Source organism: Geodermatophilus obscurus, assembly GCF_900143215.1.
Taxonomy (GTDB): Bacteria; Actinomycetota; Actinomycetes; order Mycobacteriales; family Geodermatophilaceae; genus Geodermatophilus; species Geodermatophilus obscurus_A.
The window spans coordinates 1-15,473 of the sequence record NZ_FRDM01000026.1 but is presented as its reverse complement, the minus strand read 5'-3'; the positions used below and the strand labels follow the sequence as shown (position 1 = coordinate 15,473).

The following is a 15,473-nucleotide window of genomic DNA, read 5'->3' as shown; positions in this document are numbered from 1 at the left end:
ACTCGCAGGCTCGCGGCGGGACCCTGCAGGGGGCCAGCTCCGGCTCGGGACGGGGCCGCCCGGATCAGGGCGGCGACGGGTCGTCCACGGCCTGGAGCAGGCCCCAGACGAAGCGGGCGCGGACGCCGCCGGGCAGGTGCACCTCCCAGCGGGGAACCACGCCGGGATCCACGCTCCGCGCCCCGCGCAGGCCGACCACGTCGTCCAGGGTGTGCTCCCACACCCGCAGCCGGCCCGGCGTGGCCCGCGGGACGGGGGAGCCCGGCGCCCGCACCAGGTGCTCCTGCAGCACGCTGCCGCCCGGGCCGGAGAGCACCTCCGAGGAGAGGTGCGGCCACAGCGGCACCGGCCAGCGGCGCACCTGCAGGTCCAGGTCGCCGAAGCGTCGGTCCTCGGTCTCCTCCGGCGGGCCGAGGACGGCGGACCGCAGCGCCAGCCCACGCGGCGCCCGCGGCGAGTGCTGCAGCGCCTGCCAGCGGGTGTGCGCCGCGTGCGCCTCCGCGCGGGTGGCGCCCAGCCGGGGCAGCGCCGCGGCCACCAGGTCCGGGTGCAGATCGGCCATCCGGCGCAGCAGCACCAGGCAGAACTCGCGCCGCGCCAGACCGTGCACGAGCCCGACCCTGCCACGGAGGGACGCCGGGTGGCGCGGGCCACCCCGATCGGCGCGACCGGTCCGCCGCGGTGTCGGGGACCATGGGACGCGTGACCCCGCGCGCCGTCGCCCTCGCCTTCCGTGCCGTCGCCCTCGCCGAGGCGTGTTCCTGGGTGGGGCTGCTGGCCGGCATGTTCGTGAAGTACGTGCTCGCGACCTCCGAGCGCGGGGTGCAGATCTTCGGCCCGATCCACGGCGGCATCTTCGTCGCCTACGTCGTCGTCGCCATCGTGGCCGCCCGGGTGCTGCGCTGGAACGCGACCACCACGCTGCTCGCGCTCGCCGCGTCGGTGCCCCCGCTGGCCACCCTGTGGTTCGACCGCTGGGCCACCCGCACCGGCCGGCTGCCCGTGCCCGAGGCGGCCCCCACCTCCTGAGTCCCGGCTCGCTAGCGTCTGGGCCCGTGCCCGACGCCGTCCTGCCGTCCACCGCCCGACTGCTGCTCGCCCGCACCGCACGGGTCCAGCGCGACGGCCGGGCGCCGAGCCTGGTCGCCGGCGTCGTCCGGGACGGCGGGCTGGCCTGGTCGACCGGGCGCGGCGACGTCCCCGAGCCGCACACCGACGTCCAGTACCGGCTGGGCTCGATCAGCAAGACGGTCACCGCGGTCGCCGTCCTGCGGCTGCGCGACGAGGGCCGGGTGCGCCTCGACGACCTGCTCGACCGGCACGTGCCCGGCACCCCGCTGGGCGACCGCACCGTCGGCCAGCTGCTCGCCCACCTCGGCGGTGCGGCCGCGGAGAGCCCCGGCGCGTGGTGGGAGCGGGCCCCCGGCGGCTCGCTGGCGGACCTGCAGCTGGCCCCCGAGCACGTCGTCCTCGGGGCCGCCCGCCGCTTCCACTACTCCAACCTCGGCTTCGGCCTGCTCGGCGAGCTGGTGGCACGGCTGCGAGGCCGGTCCTGGGCGGACGTCGTCGCCGCCGAGGTGCTCGGCCCCCTGGGCATGACGCGGACGACGTCCCGGCCGGTCGCGCCCGCCGCGGAGGGCCGCGCGGTGCACCCGTGGGCCGACGTCGTCCTGCCGGAGCCCGAGCACGACGCGGGCGTGATGGCCGCCGCCGGGCAGCTGTGGGCGACGCTGGCCGACCTCGGGCGCTTCGCCGCCTTCCTGCTCGGCGACACCGGCGACGTGCTCGACCCCGCGACGCTGGAGGAGATGACCGTGCCCGCGGGCGTGGACTCCTCGGCGCCGGGGTGGTCGGCCTACGGGCTGGGCCTGCAGGTGCTGCGGGTCGACGGGCGCACGCTGACCGGCCACGGCGGCTCGATGCCCGGCTTCCTCGCCGGCGTCTTCGTCGACCGCGAGGAGCAGACCGGCGCCGTCTCGCTGGCCAACACCACCGCGGGCCTGGACCCGCTGCTGCCCGGCCTGCTCGCCGACCTGCGCAGCGCCGAGCCGCGGGTCGTCGAGGCCTGGGCGCCCTCGCCGCCGCCGGTCCCCCTGGACTCCCTCGGCATCTGGTACTGGGGGCCCGGGCCGCAGGTGCTGCGGACGCTGCCCGGCGGCCTGCTGCACCTGGGACCGCTGCCCGGCCGCGCCGGGCGGGCCAGCCGCTTCGCCCGGCGGGACGACGGCACGTGGATCGGCCTGGACGGCTACTACGCCGGCGAGCCGCTGCGCATCGCCGACGACCACCTGGACCTGGGCACCTTCGTGTTCACCCGCGCGCCCTACGACCCCGGCGCCCCGGTGCCCGGCGGTGTCGACGAGGGTGGCTGGCGGGCCTGAGGCCGCGCCCCTCCCTGCGCCGTGATCTCGTCAGGCGTGGGGTGGAGCCCCGCGGAGTACTGCTCGCCGTAGCAGGCGCTCGATGTCCTCGAGCCGCTCGTCGCGGCGCCTGCCCGGGCGGCGGGTGCGACGGACTCGTGGCGATCGGCGGCTGATCACCACGAGTTCGTCGCACCCGGTGCGGCATCACAGGCGGTCGAAGGCATCCATCGTCGTCTTCACGACCGCGCCGTAGGCCAGGTGCGGCACGATGTCGCTGGCCCAGTCGGTGGCCGACCAGGTGCGCGGGTCGGTGATGCCGAGGACGGTCATCGGCCCGTTGGCGGCGACCAGCACGACCAGCGTGGTCAGGAGCGTGCCGACCAGTGGCTGCGACCGGTAGCCGGCCGCGCGCACCAGCCCGACCCCGACGCCGACACCCACGCCGGCGGCCAGCCCGGTGATCGGACCCAGGCCCTGCACCCGGTTCCGTCGCGTCTCGCCGTCCCCCGGGATCGGTACGTGCGCCTTCTCGGCCAGCTTCTCCACCGTCTGCTCGGGGGTGGAGCTGGTGCCGCGGCCGCGCACGACCATGTCGAGGTAGGTGACGGCGTTGAGCGCGGTGCTGCCCGCCGCGCCGGCCGCCGCGCCGCGCAGGGCCCAGCCCGCCACGCTGATGCCGCGTCGTCCCTTGCCGATGGTCCCCACCGGGGTGCGCTTCGCCATCGGCCCGGTCTACCCCGGCCGGGCTGCCGGGTACACCCAGCTCGGCGCGGCACCGGCGGCGCAGCAGCTCGGCGCACGACCGGCCCCTCCCCGCCGTCCCGGGTCTACCCGGCCGCCCGCCGCCGCAGGAGCAGCCCGCCTGCGAACGCCGCCACGAGCAGCACGGCGCCGACCGCCTCCAGGGCCGTGTCGGAGGGGCCTCCGGGTAGCTCGGTGCCGGCCGACCCGGGCTCGGGAGCGCTCGCGCCGGTCAGCATCTGCACCTCCGCCGCGGCCTCGGGGGTCCACGCCGTCGTCCCGCTGCACAGGTCGGCGGCCAGCCGGCCGTCCTCGCGGCCGGCGAACACGAGGAAGGGCTCCTCCCCGGCGAGCTCGAGGCCGCACGAGGCCCCGGACGCGGGCGACAGCACGCCCTGGCGGGCGGACACCGCGCCCGCGTGGACCGTGTCGACGGCGAAGACGTGCAGGGCGGTCCCACCGACCACCTCGCGGTCGACCAGCCGGCCGGAGAACACCGCGTCGGCGCGCAGCGCGTGCTCGGACGGCGTCCCCCCGGTGCAGCCGCACGCCGAGGCCGCCGGGGCCAGCACCCAGCCGGCGAGCACGAGCAGCAGGCCGGCGAGCAGCCCGGTCGTCCAGCGGCGCACCCGCCCAGCATCCCCCGGCCGGGGGATGCGCACCTGGGACGGGCTGTCGGCGCCCTGCTCGCGCTGTGCCGCGTCCCGGGCGACGACGCGACGGGCCCAGCGGCAGCGGACCGGGTGCCGTGGCGCGGTGGCGTCCCGCGCCGCACCCTGGACGGCGTGGACGACGTCGACGCACGCCTCGAGCGGGCGATCGACTCGCTGCTCGACCACCGGCGGGCCGGCGGGACGATCTGCCCCTCGGAGGCCGCCCGCGCCGTCGACCCGGACGGCTGGCGGGAGCTGATGCCCGCTGCCCGCGCGGCGGCCGGGCGGCTGGCCGCGGCCGGTCGGGTGGAGGTCACCCAGCGCGGCGAGGTCGTCGACGTCGGCACCGCACGCGGCCCGGTGCGCGTGCGTCGCCGGTCAGGCCCAGTCGGTCCCTGCTGCCCGCTCCAGCAGCGGCCCCATGCGGTGGTCGACCAGCCTGCGCAGCGCCAGCGCGGTGTCGGTGCGCTGGACGCCGGGGATGGCCAGCACCCGCTCGGTGATCCGCCACAGGTCGTCGGCGTCGACCGCGACCACCTGCACCAGCAGGTCGGCGACGCCCGAGAGGGCGGTCACCTCGAGCACCTCGGGGATGTGCCCGAGCGCCTCGCCGACGTCGGCCAGGCTGCGCTGCACCACCTGCACGGTCACGTACGCGCCGAGCCGGTAGCCCAGCGCCTCGGGGCGGACGCGGTGGTCGAAGGGCGCCAGCGCGCCGCTGGACTCCAGCCGGGCCAGCCGCGCCTGCACGGTGTTGCGCGCGAGCCCGAGCCGCTGCGACAGCGCCATCACCGTCGCGCGCGGGTCCTCGCCCAGGGCCTGCAGCAGGCGGGCGTCGGTGGCGTCGAGAGCCGGCACGCCGCTCAGTCTGACAGGACCCTCGGCCCCTCGACCGGTCATCGTGCGCAATCCGTCCGAGGGATTTTGCGCAGATCGATGGGAGAGTGCCTGCTCCACGAACGGCCGGGTCGTGCCACGATGTGTGAGTGGTGCCACACCCGGGCGCCGCGAGACGTCCACACCGCGCGCTTCGAGCCGGCGACCCCGGCGGCGGCGGCCGACGGCGAGGAGGAGCACGTGAGCGTGTCCAGTGCCACCGAGGTGGTCGACCCGGTACCGGGGGCGGGAGCGCCGCACCTGCCCCGGCAACCCGACCTGGTGCAGCTGCTGACCCCCGAGGGGGAGCGGGTCGCGCACCCCGAGTACGCGATCGACCTCGACGCCGAGGAGCTGCGCGACCTCTACCGCGACCTGGTGCTGGTCCGCCGGTGGGACGTCGAGGCCACCGCCCTGCAGCGCCAGGGCGAGCTGGGCATCTGGGCCTCGCTGCTGGGCCAGGAGGCCGCGCAGATCGGCGCCGGCCGCGCCCTGCAGCCCGGTGACATGGCCTTCCCCACCTACCGCGAGCACGGCGTCGCCTGGACCCGCGGGGTCGACCCGCTGCACGTCATCAGCCTGTTCCGCGGCGTCGACAACGGTGGCTGGGACCCGGTCGCCACCGCGTTCAACCTCTACACCGTCGTCATCGGCGCCCAGACCCTGCACGCCACCGGCTACGCCATGGGCGTCCAGCGGGACGGCGCGGAGAGCGCCGTGCTGGCCTTCCTCGGCGACGGCGCCACCAGCCAGGGCGAGGTCAACGAGGCGATGATCTGGGCGGCCAGCTTCTCCGCCCCGGTCGTCTTCTTCTGCCAGAACAACCAGTACGCGATCAGCGTCCCGCTGGAGCGCCAGTCCCGGGTGCCGCTCTACCAGCGCGCCGCCGGCTTCGGCTTCCCCGGCGTCCGGGTCGACGGCAACGACGTCCTCGCCGTCCTGGCGGTGACGCGGGCGGCGCTCGCCGCCGCGCGGGAGGGGCAGGGCCCGACGTTCATCGAGGCGTTCACCTACCGGATGGGCGCGCACACCACCTCCGACGACCCCACGCGCTACCGGCTGGCCAGCGAGCTCGAGGAGTGGAAGCTGCGCGACCCGATCGCCCGGGTCAAGGCGTACCTGTCGCGCTCCGGCGTCGCCGATGCCGAGTTCTTCGCCGCCGTGGAGGCCGAGGCCGACGAGCTCGCGGCCCGGATCCGGCGCGGCACGACCGAGATGCCCGACCCACCCGGCACCGCCATGTTCGACCAGGTCTACGCCGAGCAGACGCCGCACCTGGCGCAGCAGCAGGCCGAGTTCGAGGCGTACCAGGCGAGCTTCGAGGGAGGCGGGCACTGATGGCGACCCAGACGCTGACCATCGGCAAGGCGCTCAACCTGGGTCTGCGGAAGGCGATGGAGGACGACGCCAAGGTCGTGCTCATGGGGGAGGACATCGGCCGCCTCGGTGGGGTCTTCCGGATCACCGACGGTCTGCAGAAGGACTTCGGCGAGGACCGCGTCGTCGACACCCCGCTGGCCGAGGCGGGCATCCTCGGCACCGCCGTCGGCCTGGCCATGCGCGGCTACCGGCCGGTCTGCGAGATCCAGTTCGACGGGTTCGTCTTCCCCGCCTACAACCAGATCGTCACCCAGGTCGCCAAGATCCACGCCCGCTCGCGCGGCCGGCTGACCATGCCGATCGTCATCCGGATCCCGTTCGGCGGCGGCATCGGCGCGGTCGAGCACCACAGCGAGAGCCCCGAGGCCTACTTCGCGCACACCCCCGGGCTCAAGGTGGTCGCCGTCAGCAACCCGGTCGACGCCTACTGGGGCATCCAGCAGGCCATCGCCCACCCCGACCCGATCGTCTTCCTCGAGCCCAAGCGCCGGTACTGGGACAAGGCCGAGGTCGACACCGCGGCCACGCCCGACCCGTTGTTCGCCTCCCGCGTGGTCCGCGGCGGCGACGACGTCACCGTGCTCGCCTACGGCCCGATGGTGAAGACGGCCCTGCAGGCGGCCCAGGCGGCCGCGGAGGAGGGCCGCTCGCTGGAGGTCGTCGACCTGCGGACGATCAGCCCGCTCGACCTCGACCCGGTGGTCGACTCGGTGCGGCGCACCGGGCGCTGCGTCGTCGTCCACGAGGCGCCGGTGACCCTCGGGCTGGGCGCGGAGATCGCCGCGCGGGTCACCGAGGCCTGCTTCCACTCCCTGGAGGCGCCGGTGCTGCGGGTGGGCGGCTACGACACGCCCTATCCGCCGTCGAAGCTCGAGGAGGAGTACCTCCCCGACCTCGACCGGGTGCTCGACGTCGTCGACCGCGCGATGGGGTTCTGACCGATGGGGACGCTCAAGCAGTTCAAGCTGCCCGACGTCGGCGAGGGGCTGACCGAGGGGGAGATCCTGCAGTGGCTGGTCGCCGTGGGCGACACGGTCACCGTCAACCAGCCGCTGTGCGAGGTGGAGACGGCGAAGGCCGCCGTGGAGCTGCCCTCGCCCTACGCGGGCACGGTCACCGCGCTGCTGCACGACGCCGGCACCACCGTGGACGTCGGGACGCCGATCATCACCATCGACGTCGGCGGGGACGCCGCCCCGGCGCCCACCGGGGACGGCGGCGAGACCGCCGACGGGGCGGGCGGGGAAGAGGTGGCGGCTGGGCTGATCGGCGGGGCGGCGCCCGGCGGGCGGACGGCGGTGCTCGTCGGCTACGGGCCGCGGAACACCGAGGCCCGCCGCCGTCCGCGCCGGGCGGCCGTCCCCGCGGACGCCGCGACACCCGGTGCCGACTACGGCTCGGGCGGTCAGCAGCGCCCGCCGCTGCTGGCGACCGCGCCGGACGTGACGACCAAGCCGGTGCGGCACGGTGGCCTCGAGGTGGGCCGCCAGGCGGAGGCGCACGCCGCGTCGGTCGAGGCTGCGCCCTCCCGCGCGGCCGAGGCGGGGCGGCGCCGGCCACGGCCGCTGGCCAAGCCGCCGGTGCGCAAGCTGGCCAAGGACCTCGGCGTCGACCTGACCGCGCTCTCCGGCAGCGGGGACGGCGGGGTGATCACCCGCGCCGACGTCGAGGCGGCCGCCGCCGGCCCGGCACCGGTGACCGAGCTGCGGCCGGCTCCCGCCGCGGCGGCGGGGGAGCAGCGGATCCCCGTCAAGGGGGTGCGCAAGCACACCGCCGCGGCGATGGTGGCCAGCGCCTTCACCGCCCCGCACGTCACCGAGTTCCTCACCGTCGACGTCACGCGGATGGTCAAGCTGCGGTCGCGGATCGCCGCGCGGCCGGAGTTCGCGGGCGTCAAGGTCAGCCCGCTGCTGTTCGTCGCCAAGGCGCTGCTCCTGGCCGCCGCGAGGCACCCGATGGTCAACAGCTCCTGGGACGAGGCCGCGCAGGAGATCGTCGTCCACGGGCAGGTCAACCTCGGCATCGCCGCGGCCACCCCGCGCGGGCTCGTCGTCCCCAACGTCAAGGACGCCGGCCGGCTGTCGCTGGCCGAGCTGGCCGGCGCGCTCGCGCAGCTCACGGAGACGGCGCGGGCCGGGCGGACCGCGCCGGAGGACATGACCGGCGGCACGATGACCATCACCAACGTCGGGGTCTTCGGCGTCGACACCGGAACGCCGATCCTCAACCCCGGCGAGTCGGCGATCCTGGCCTTCGGGGCGATCCGCGAGATGCCCTGGGTGCACAAGGGGAAGGTCAGGCCCCGGCAGGTGACCCAGCTGGCGCTGTCGTTCGACCACCGGATCATCGACGGGGAGCTGGGCAGCCGGTTCCTCGCCGACGTCGGCGCGCTGCTCTCCGACCCCGGGACGGCGCTGGCGTTCTGAACTCGCCGACGATCATGGCGCCGTGACCACCGATCCGGTTCAGGATGTGGTCGCGACGCCATGATCGTCGCGAGGGGAGCGTTGACGTGACCGACCTCGACCGGCTGCTGGACTTCGCCGCTCGTTCCCGGTTGCCCGAGGGCGGCTTCGGCTACCTCGGGGACGACGGGCGGGTGCGGCCCGAGCGCGGCCAGGAGACCTGGATCGTCGCCCGCATGACGCACGTCTTCGGGCTCGCCCGGCTGAGCGGCCGGAGCGGCTGGGACGAACTGATCCGGCACGGGGTGCGGGCGCTGGCCGGCGGGCCGCTGCACGACGCCGCGCACGGCGGCTGGTGCGCCTCGACCGCCGACGACACCAAGGCCGCGTACGTGCACGCCTTCGTCGTCCTGGCCGGGGCCACGGCTGCCACCGCCGGCGCACCCGGCGGGCGTGAGCTCCTCGACGAGGCGCTCGACGTCTGGCAGGCCCGGTTCTGGGACGACGCCGAGGGCCTGGCGGTGGAGGAGTGGGACGCCGGCTGGACGAGGCTGTCGGACTACCGCGGCGCCAACGCCAACATGCACGGCGTCGAGGCCTCCCTCGCCGCCGCCGACGCCCTCGGGGACGGCGATCCGCGCGCGGCGCGGTTGCGGGCGCAGGCGGTGCGCACCGTCGAGCGGGTGGTGCACGGCTGGGCGCGGGAGCGGGACTGGCGGCTGCCCGAGCACTTCACCGCCGGGTGGCAGCCGCTGCTCGAGTACAACCGCGACGAGCCGGCGCACCCGTTCCGCCCGTACGGCGTGACCATCGGGCACCAGTTCGAGTGGGCCCGGCTCGCCCTGCACGCGCGGGCCGCGACCCCCGACCCGCCCACCTGGCTGGTCGAGGACGCGACGGCGCTCTTCGCCGCGGCGGCCTCGCGCGGCTGGGCCGCCGACGGGCACGACGGCTTCCCGTACACGCTGGACTGGGACGACCGGCCGGTCGTGTCGCAGCGCATGCACTGGGTGCTGTGCGAGGCGGTCGCCGCGGCGGGGACGCTGGCCGCCGTCACCGGCGAGGCCGCCTACCGCTCCCTGAGCGACCACTGGTGGGCGCACGGCGAGGCCCGCTTCGCCGATCCGGCGACCGGCAGCTGGCACCACGAGCTGACGCCGGAGGGCGCGGTCGCCGCAGGCACCTGGGACGGGCAGCCCGACGCCTACCACCTGGCGCAGGCGCTGCTGCTCCCCGGCCGCCCGGTGCGCGGGAGCGTGGCGGCGAGCCTGCGATGACGCCGCCAGCCGCAGCGGCCGCGCTGCGGTGACCCGGGGCGAGGCAGGTGTCCTGCCCGGCGACGCCGGGTAGTCGAAGGACCCCGCTGCCCCCCACCCCTCGCGAGCTCGGGGCGGGGCCCTGCAGCGGAGCCACACCCGAGGACCCGAGCTGAGGAGGCCAACGTGGCCAGCGTGCAGGAATCCGTCGACGTCGACGTCCCCATCCGGGTGGCCTACGACCAGTGGACGCAGTTCGAGTCCTTCCCCCAGTTCATGGGCGGGGTCGAGCGGATCACGCAGCTCGACGAGACGCGCACCCACTGGGTGACCAACATCGACGGCGTCAAGCGCGAGTTCGATGCCGAGATCACCGAGCAGCACCCCGAGGAGCGGGTGGCCTGGACCAGCACCGGCGGTGACGCCAAGCACGCCGGGGTGGTCACCTTCCACCGCCTCGACGACAACAAGACCCGCGTGATGATCCAGATCGACTGGGAGCCGACCGGCATCGTGGAGAAGGCCGGCGCGGCGCTCGGTTTCGACGACCGGCAGGTCAAGGCCGATGCCAAGCGGTTCAAGGAGTTCATCGAGAGCCGCGGCACCGAGACCGGCGCCTGGCGCGGCGACGTCCCGCGCCCCGACCAGGCCTGAGAGAGGCCGCCTCGCCCCACCGCGGAAGGACCCCGTCCGCCTCATCCCTCGGAGAAGGACCCCGTCCTCCCCACCCCTCGCAAGCTCGGGGCGGGACCCGGGACGGGGCCGGAGCCTCGGGACGGGGCCGGCGGCGGGGCCCCGCGAGGGGGCCGTTCCAGCACCTCACCAGGACGGCGCCCGCCCCCTTCTCCAGGGGACGGGCGCCGTCGTCTGTGGTGGCCGCCCGTCAGGGCCCGCGCTGCGCTTGCGGAGGGCGGGCCTTCACTCGGCGTCGAGGTCCTGGGCGACCAGGCCCGCGATCTGCTGGAGGACGGCGGGGTCGTCGCTGCTCACGACGACCTCCGTCCCCTGCTTCGCGCCGAGCGTCATGATCATCAGCGGCGACCCGGCGTCCACCGGGTTGCCCCCGGGCGTGGCCAGCGTGACCGGCGTCCCGGCCTTGCCGACGGCCTCGGCGATGAGGGCCGCCGGCCGGGCATGCAGCCCGACCCGGGAGCCGACGGTGACGGTCTGACTGGGCATGGGGTTCTCCCTCGCTTCGGGGACGGGCGGTCGGCTACAGCCTGCTGGGTCAGGCCCGAGCCGGCTGGGTGACCGGGGCGGCGTTGTGCGCGTGGGCCATGTCGACGGCGTCCTCCGGCACGGCCTCGGCCTTCGGCCGGCCGATGCTCTTCGCGATGGTGACCGCGATCGCGCCCACCACCGTGCCGGCGAGGATCCCGATGACGAACCACAGGAGACCGGTGATCGCGAAGAACACGAAGATGCCACCGTGCGGGGCCCGCAGCTCGACACCGGCCGCAGCCACGATGGCGCCGGTGGTCGCGCCACCCAGCATCATCGACGGGAGGACCCGTAGCGGGTCGGCCGCGGCGAACGGGATGGCGCCCTCGGAGATGAACGAGGCGCCGAGGAGCCAGGCGGCCTTGCCTTGATCCCGCTCGGCGGGGGTGTAGAGCTTCGGGCGGATGGCCGTGCTGAGCGCCATCGCCAGCGGCGGCACCATGCCGGCTGCCATGACCGTGGCCATGATGATCAGCGGAGCGCCGGTGGCCGCGGCGGTGAGGCCGGTGGTGGCGAAGACGTAGGCCGCCTTGTTCACCGGGCCGCCGAGGTCGAAGCACATCATCAGGCCGAGGATGATGCCGAGCAGGGCCGCCGAGGTGCCGGTCAGGCCGGTGAGCCAGTTGCCCAGGCCGCTGAGGGCGGCGGCCAGCGGCCGAGCGAGGACGACGGCCATGAGGCCGCTGGAGATCAGCGTCGCGAGCAGCGGGATGATCACGACCGGCTGCAGGCCACGGACCCCGGCAGGCAGCTTCCAGCGGCTGATCCACAGCGCGGCGAACCCGGCGATGATGCCGCCGACCAGGCCGCCGAGGAAGCCGGCGTTGAGCGTGAAGGACACCGCGCCGACGACGAAGCCGGGGACGATGCCCGGGCGGTCGGCGATCGCGTAGGCGATGTAGCCGGCCAGTGCGGGGACGAGGAACCCGAACGCGGCCTGACCCAGCACGGTGCAGACCGCGCCCAGGTAGCCCCAGAAGCCGTCGTTGAGGCCCTCGAGGGGCTCGGCCGTCGGCAGGTCGAACAGGGAGTTGTTCAGCACCCAGCTCAGCGCGAAGCTGTTGCCGTCGGCCGAGGTCGGGTCCGAGTTGACGATCTGGTAGCCACCGAACAGGAAGCCCAGGGCGATGAGCAGACCGCCGGCGGCGACGAACGGGATCATGTAGCTGACGCCGGTGAGCAGCCAGCGGCGGATCTCCGTGCCCGCGCCCGGCCGGTCGCCCGTGGCGGCGGCGGGCTCGGCCGAGCCACCGGCACCCCCGGGCACCCGGCGCGCGTTCGGGTCGTCCGCGGCGGCCAGGGCCTCGCGGATCATCACGTCCGGCTCGTTGATCGCCCGCTTGGTGCCGGACTGGACGAGCGGCTTGCCGGCGAACCGGTCCCGGTCCCGGACGCCCACGTCCACGGCGAAGATGACCGCGTCGGCGTTCCGGATGACGGCCGGGTCCAGCGGGGTGGAGCCGGAGGAGCCCTGGGTCTCGACGTGCACGTCGACCCCGGCGGTCTCGGCGGCGGCGGTGAGCTTGTCGGCGGCCATGTAGGTGTGCGCGATGCCGGTCGGGCAGGCGCTGACGACGACCACGCTGCGGCGGGCGCCGGTGGTGGAGGTGTCGGCGGCCGGCGCGGCGGCGGGGGTGGCAGCGGTCGCGGCGCTCGAGGAGCCGGACGCCGCGGGCGCGCCGGCGGGCGCCGGCTCGGGGGCGACGACCTCCTGCACCAGGCGCACGACGTCGGCCGGGGAGCCCGCCGCACGCAGCGAGGCCACGAACTCCGGCCGCACCAGCGCCCGGGCCAGCGCGGTCAGCAGCGTGAGGTGGTCGGCGTCGCCGTGCGCCGGTGCCGCGATGAGGAACACCAGGTCCGCGGGGCCGTCGGGGGCACCGAAGTCGACCTTCGGGTCGAGCCGCGCGAAGGCCAGCGAGGCCTCGGTGACCGCGGCCGAGCGGCAGTGCGGGATCGCGATGCCGCCGGGCAGCCCGGTCGCGGCCTGCGCCTCGCGGGCCAGGGCGTCGTCGGCGAGGGCGTCGGCTCCGGTGGCCCGCCCGGCGCCGGCGACGAGGCCGGCGAGACGGCGCACCACCGTGGTCTTGTCGGAACCCAGGTCGGCGTCGAGCGCCACCAGGTCAGGGGTGATCAGGTCGGGCATGGCCCACACTCCGGGTGGTCAGCGGACGTCGCGGCCGGCGGCCGGGACGGTGGTGCTCCATGTGACGGGCGGTGCGGTGGTGCTGCTGGGCAGGCCCTCGGTCCGGACGGTGGTGACCTCGACGTCGAGGGCGGCCACCTCCTCGGGTGTGGGGACGGCGGAACCGGGCAGCGAGGCGCTGGCCGCGCCGTACGCGACGGCGCTGCGCAGCCGCTCGGCCGGCCCGGCGCCGGCCAGGTCGGCCAGCAGGTGGCCGGCCAGGCTGCAGTCGCCGGCGCCGACGGTGCTGCGGACGGCGATCCGCGGCGGGGTGGCCGCCCAGACGCCCTCGGCGCAGGACAGCAGCGCGCCGTCGGCGCCGAGGGTCAGCAGCACCTCGGCCACGCCGCGCGCGTGCAGCGTGTCGACGGCGGCCAGGGCGGTGGCGCGGTTGGCGGTGAGGTGGGCCTCGGGCACCCCGGAGAGCTGGGCGAGCTCCTCGGAGTTGGGCTTGAGCAGGTCCGGCGCGGCGTCGGGGCCGGCGGCCAGCAGCGCCAGCAGCGGCGCCTCGGAGGTGTCGACGGCGATCCTCGCGCCGGTGTCCCGCAGCGAGCGGACCAGGTCGGCGTACCAGTCCAGCGGCGTGCCGGGCGGCAGCGAGCCGGAGAGCACCACCCACTGGGCGCCTTCGGCGTGCTGGTGCATCGCGATCGTCAGCGCGCCCCGGGCCTCGTCGTCCAGCGCGGCGCCGGGCTCGTTGAGCTTGGTGGTGGTGCCGTCGGGCTCGGCCAGCGTGTAGTTGGTGCGCACCGGCGTGACGATCGGGACGGTGGCCATCGGCAGGTCCAGCGCCCGCAGCGCCCGGACGATCGGGTCGTCGTCGGCTGCGGGCAGCACGGTGACGACGTCCCCGCCGGCGGCGGCGACCGCGCGGGCGACGTTGACGCCCTTCCCGCCCGGCTCGGTGGAGCTCGGCGCCAGGCGGGCCACGCCGCCGCGCACGAGCGGGCCGGGCAACGAGAGCGTCCGGTCCAGGCTGGGGTTGGCGGTGAGGGTGACGACGCGGCCACTCGTGCGCCCGCTCATGCGACCACGACCTCGATCCCGGCGTCCTCGAGACGGGCGAGGTCGGCCGGTGCGGCCTCGGCGTCGGTGACCAGGACGTCGACGTCGGCCGACGTGGCGAAACGGACCAGGTGCTCCCGGCCGAACTTGCTGCTGTCGGCGAGCACGACCACCTTCTGCCCGGCGCGGATCATCGCCCGCTTCACCGAGGCCTCCGCCTCGTCGGGCGTGGTGAAGCCGTACTCGGGGGTGAGGCCGTTGGTGCCCAGGAAGGCCACGTCGGCCCGCAGGTCGGCCAGGGTGGAGACGGTCCGCTCACCGACCGCGCACTGGGTGATCCCGCGGACCCGCCCGCCGAGCACGTGCAGGTCGACACCGGGGGCGACGGCCAGCCGGGCGGCGAGCGGCACCGAGTGGGTGGCCACCAGGAGTCGGCGGTCGGCGGGGAGGACCTCGGCCAGCGCGGCGACGGAGCTGCCGCCGTCGAGCAGCAGGCTGCCGCCGGTGCCGGGCAGCAGGTCCAGCGCGGCGGCGGCGATCTTGCGCTTCTGCTCGCTGCGGGTGCCGTGCCGCTCGGCGAGCGCGGTCTCCACGTAGGCAAGCGCGCCGGCCGGCACGGCACCACCGTGCACGCGGCGCAGCATCCCCGCACGCTCGAGGACGGCGAGGTCGCGGCGCACCGTCTCGGTGGTGACCCCGAACTCCTCGGCCAGGGCGGCCACCGACACCCGGCCGCGGTCGGCGACCAGTCCGGCGATCGTCTGCTGACGTTCCTCCGCGTACACGTCCCACCTCCCTGCCGTGGCCCACACCGGGTGCCCGGTTGTGTTGGCTTGGTGTTGTGTTGCTGTTGTTCTACGTGTGATCCGTTGACAAGTCAACACCCATTCGTGACTCTGGTCATAGCCGTAGTCGCGTCCCACCCTGACCCGTGCGAGGTAGCCATGACCACCCACGCTCCCGGAACTGCCGCCCCGTCGACCGCCGGCCCGGTGGTGCTACCCGGCACGCCCGTCGTCCCCGGGGTCGCCTGGGGTCCGGTCGTCCGCCCGTCGGGCACGGTCCTGCTGCCGTCCGACGACGGCGCCGTGGTCGCCGAGGAGGAGCGCGCGGGGGAGAAGGAGCGCTTCGCGGCGGCCGCCGGCGTGGTGGCCGACCGGCTCGCCGAGCGCGCGGGCGCGGCGACCGGGGTGAGCGCGGAGGTGCTGGCCACCACCGCCGGACTGGCCCGCGACCGCGGCCTGCTGTCGTCGGTGGAGCAGCGGATCGACGCCGGCGCGCCCGCCGCCGTCGCGACCGTGCAGGCCGCCCAGCAGTTCGTCGACCTGTTCACCAGCCTCGGCGGGCTCATGGCCGAGCGGGTGACCGACGTCCGCGACGTCCGCGAC

At 75.7% G+C, this 15,473-nt stretch carries 16 protein-coding genes and 1 pseudogene; 9 read left to right on the top strand and 8 right to left on the bottom strand.

Translation table 11 applies throughout. The annotated features are described in order from the left end of the window. Positions 1-64: 64 nt before the first annotated feature. Positions 65-610 (bottom strand): hypothetical protein, encoded by a 546-nt coding sequence (locus tag BUB17_RS18680; RefSeq protein ID WP_072920193.1) that lies wholly within the window; start codon positions 608-610, stop codon positions 65-67. An 83-nt stretch (positions 611-693) separates the two neighbouring features. Here BUB17_RS18680 and BUB17_RS18675 point away from each other — a divergent pair, with 83 nt between their 5' ends. Continuing rightward, entirely contained in the window at positions 694-1,029 is a 336-nt protein-coding gene (locus tag BUB17_RS18675; protein ID WP_072920192.1) for a DUF3817 domain-containing protein, read from the top strand. 26 nt (positions 1,030-1,055) lie between these two features. Further along, positions 1,056-2,381 carry a serine hydrolase domain-containing protein gene (locus BUB17_RS18670; protein WP_072920191.1) on the top strand — a complete coding sequence of 442 codons (1,326 nt, stop codon included), beginning with the start codon at positions 1,056-1,058 and terminating at the stop codon, positions 2,379-2,381. A gap of 186 nt (positions 2,382-2,567) precedes the next feature. On the opposite strand, the gene BUB17_RS18665 is transcribed toward BUB17_RS18670, so the two are convergent. Next, entirely contained in the window at positions 2,568-3,086 is a 519-nt protein-coding gene (locus tag BUB17_RS18665; protein ID WP_072920190.1) for a hypothetical protein, read from the bottom strand. A gap of 104 nt (positions 3,087-3,190) precedes the next feature. Then, positions 3,191-3,943: a hypothetical protein gene (locus BUB17_RS27465; protein WP_072920189.1), complete on the bottom strand. Its 753-nt coding sequence runs from the start codon at positions 3,941-3,943 to the stop codon at positions 3,191-3,193. On the opposite strand from BUB17_RS27465, the pseudogene BUB17_RS27460 reads away from it, so the two are divergent. Continuing rightward, positions 3,848-4,072, top strand: a pseudogene (locus tag BUB17_RS27460) (DUF3253 domain-containing protein); the annotation flags it as partial. The gene BUB17_RS27465 and the pseudogene BUB17_RS27460 sit on opposite strands and share 96 nt — an antisense overlap. Before the next feature lie 63 nt (positions 4,073-4,135). Here BUB17_RS27460 and BUB17_RS18650 read toward each other — a convergent pair. Beyond that, a complete protein-coding gene (locus BUB17_RS18650; RefSeq protein WP_208983481.1) occupies positions 4,136-4,615 on the bottom strand; it encodes an Lrp/AsnC family transcriptional regulator in 480 nt (159 codons plus the stop codon). A 219-nt stretch (positions 4,616-4,834) separates the two neighbouring features. Here BUB17_RS18650 and pdhA point away from each other — a divergent pair, with 219 nt between their 5' ends. The 5 genes from pdhA (at position 4,835) to BUB17_RS18625 (ending at position 10,328) form a co-directional block, all read left to right on the top strand. Continuing rightward, positions 4,835-5,971, top strand: a complete 1,137-nt coding sequence (gene pdhA, locus BUB17_RS18645; RefSeq protein ID WP_072920222.1) for a pyruvate dehydrogenase (acetyl-transferring) E1 component subunit alpha — start codon at positions 4,835-4,837, stop codon at positions 5,969-5,971. Continuing rightward, positions 5,971-6,951 (top strand): alpha-ketoacid dehydrogenase subunit beta, encoded by a 981-nt coding sequence (locus tag BUB17_RS18640; RefSeq protein WP_072920188.1) that lies wholly within the window; start codon positions 5,971-5,973, stop codon positions 6,949-6,951. Before pdhA ends, BUB17_RS18640 begins: the two co-directional genes overlap by 1 nt. A 3-nt stretch (positions 6,952-6,954) precedes the next feature. Continuing rightward, entirely contained in the window at positions 6,955-8,439 is a 1,485-nt protein-coding gene (locus tag BUB17_RS18635) for a dihydrolipoamide acetyltransferase family protein (RefSeq protein ID WP_072920187.1), read from the top strand. An 86-nt stretch (positions 8,440-8,525) separates the two neighbouring features. Continuing rightward, positions 8,526-9,695: an AGE family epimerase/isomerase gene (locus tag BUB17_RS18630; RefSeq protein ID WP_244277370.1), complete on the top strand. Its 1,170-nt coding sequence runs from the start codon at positions 8,526-8,528 to the stop codon at positions 9,693-9,695. A 165-nt stretch (positions 9,696-9,860) separates the two neighbouring features. Continuing rightward, the gene (locus BUB17_RS18625; protein WP_072920185.1) at positions 9,861-10,328 is read left to right on the top strand and encodes an SRPBCC family protein; all 468 of its coding nucleotides are present in this window, start codon (positions 9,861-9,863) and stop codon (positions 10,326-10,328) included. 264 nt (positions 10,329-10,592) lie between these two features. Here the strand turns inward: BUB17_RS18625 and BUB17_RS18620 are convergent, their stop codons facing one another. Genes BUB17_RS18620 through BUB17_RS18605 form a run of 4 tightly spaced genes read right to left on the bottom strand, consistent with a single transcriptional unit; the run spans position 10,593 to position 14,870 of the window. After that, positions 10,593-10,853 carry an HPr family phosphocarrier protein gene (locus BUB17_RS18620; protein ID WP_072920184.1) on the bottom strand — a complete coding sequence of 87 codons (261 nt, stop codon included), beginning with the start codon at positions 10,851-10,853 and terminating at the stop codon, positions 10,593-10,595. Between the two features lie 49 nt (positions 10,854-10,902). Continuing rightward, entirely contained in the window at positions 10,903-13,041 is a 2,139-nt protein-coding gene (locus tag BUB17_RS18615; RefSeq protein WP_072920183.1) for a PTS fructose transporter subunit IIABC, read from the bottom strand. Positions 13,042-13,059: 18 nt separating this feature from the next. Next, a complete protein-coding gene (locus tag BUB17_RS18610) occupies positions 13,060-14,106 on the bottom strand; it encodes a 1-phosphofructokinase family hexose kinase (RefSeq protein ID WP_072920182.1) in 1,047 nt (348 codons plus the stop codon). Beyond that, positions 14,103-14,870, bottom strand: a complete 768-nt coding sequence (locus BUB17_RS18605; RefSeq protein WP_072920181.1) for a DeoR/GlpR family DNA-binding transcription regulator — start codon at positions 14,868-14,870, stop codon at positions 14,103-14,105. The genes BUB17_RS18610 and BUB17_RS18605 overlap by 4 nt, the downstream gene beginning before the upstream one ends. A gap of 159 nt (positions 14,871-15,029) precedes the next feature. Here BUB17_RS18605 and BUB17_RS18600 point away from each other — a divergent pair. Next, on the top strand, positions 15,030-15,473 hold a 444-nt coding region (locus tag BUB17_RS18600; RefSeq protein ID WP_280173892.1), incomplete at its 3' end, for a phosphoenolpyruvate-utilizing N-terminal domain-containing protein.

What these genes read in the sequence shown, in the direction of transcription:
- BUB17_RS18675 (WP_072920192.1), top strand. Translation starts at nt 694, where the DNA reads ATGGGACGCGTGACCCCGCGCGCCGTCGCCCTCGCCTTCCGTGCCGTC.
- BUB17_RS18665 (WP_072920190.1), bottom strand. Translation starts at nt 3,086, where the DNA reads ATGGCGAAGCGCACCCCGGTGGGGACCATCGGCAAGGGACGACGCGGC.
- BUB17_RS18640 (WP_072920188.1), top strand. Translation starts at nt 5,971, where the DNA reads ATGGCGACCCAGACGCTGACCATCGGCAAGGCGCTCAACCTGGGTCTG.
- BUB17_RS18635 (WP_072920187.1), top strand. Translation starts at nt 6,955, where the DNA reads ATGGGGACGCTCAAGCAGTTCAAGCTGCCCGACGTCGGCGAGGGGCTG.
- BUB17_RS18620 (WP_072920184.1), bottom strand. Translation starts at nt 10,853, where the DNA reads ATGCCCAGTCAGACCGTCACCGTCGGCTCCCGGGTCGGGCTGCATGCC.
- BUB17_RS18615 (WP_072920183.1), bottom strand. Translation starts at nt 13,041, where the DNA reads ATGCCCGACCTGATCACCCCTGACCTGGTGGCGCTCGACGCCGACCTG.
- BUB17_RS18610 (WP_072920182.1), bottom strand. Translation starts at nt 14,106, where the DNA reads ATGAGCGGGCGCACGAGTGGCCGCGTCGTCACCCTCACCGCCAACCCC.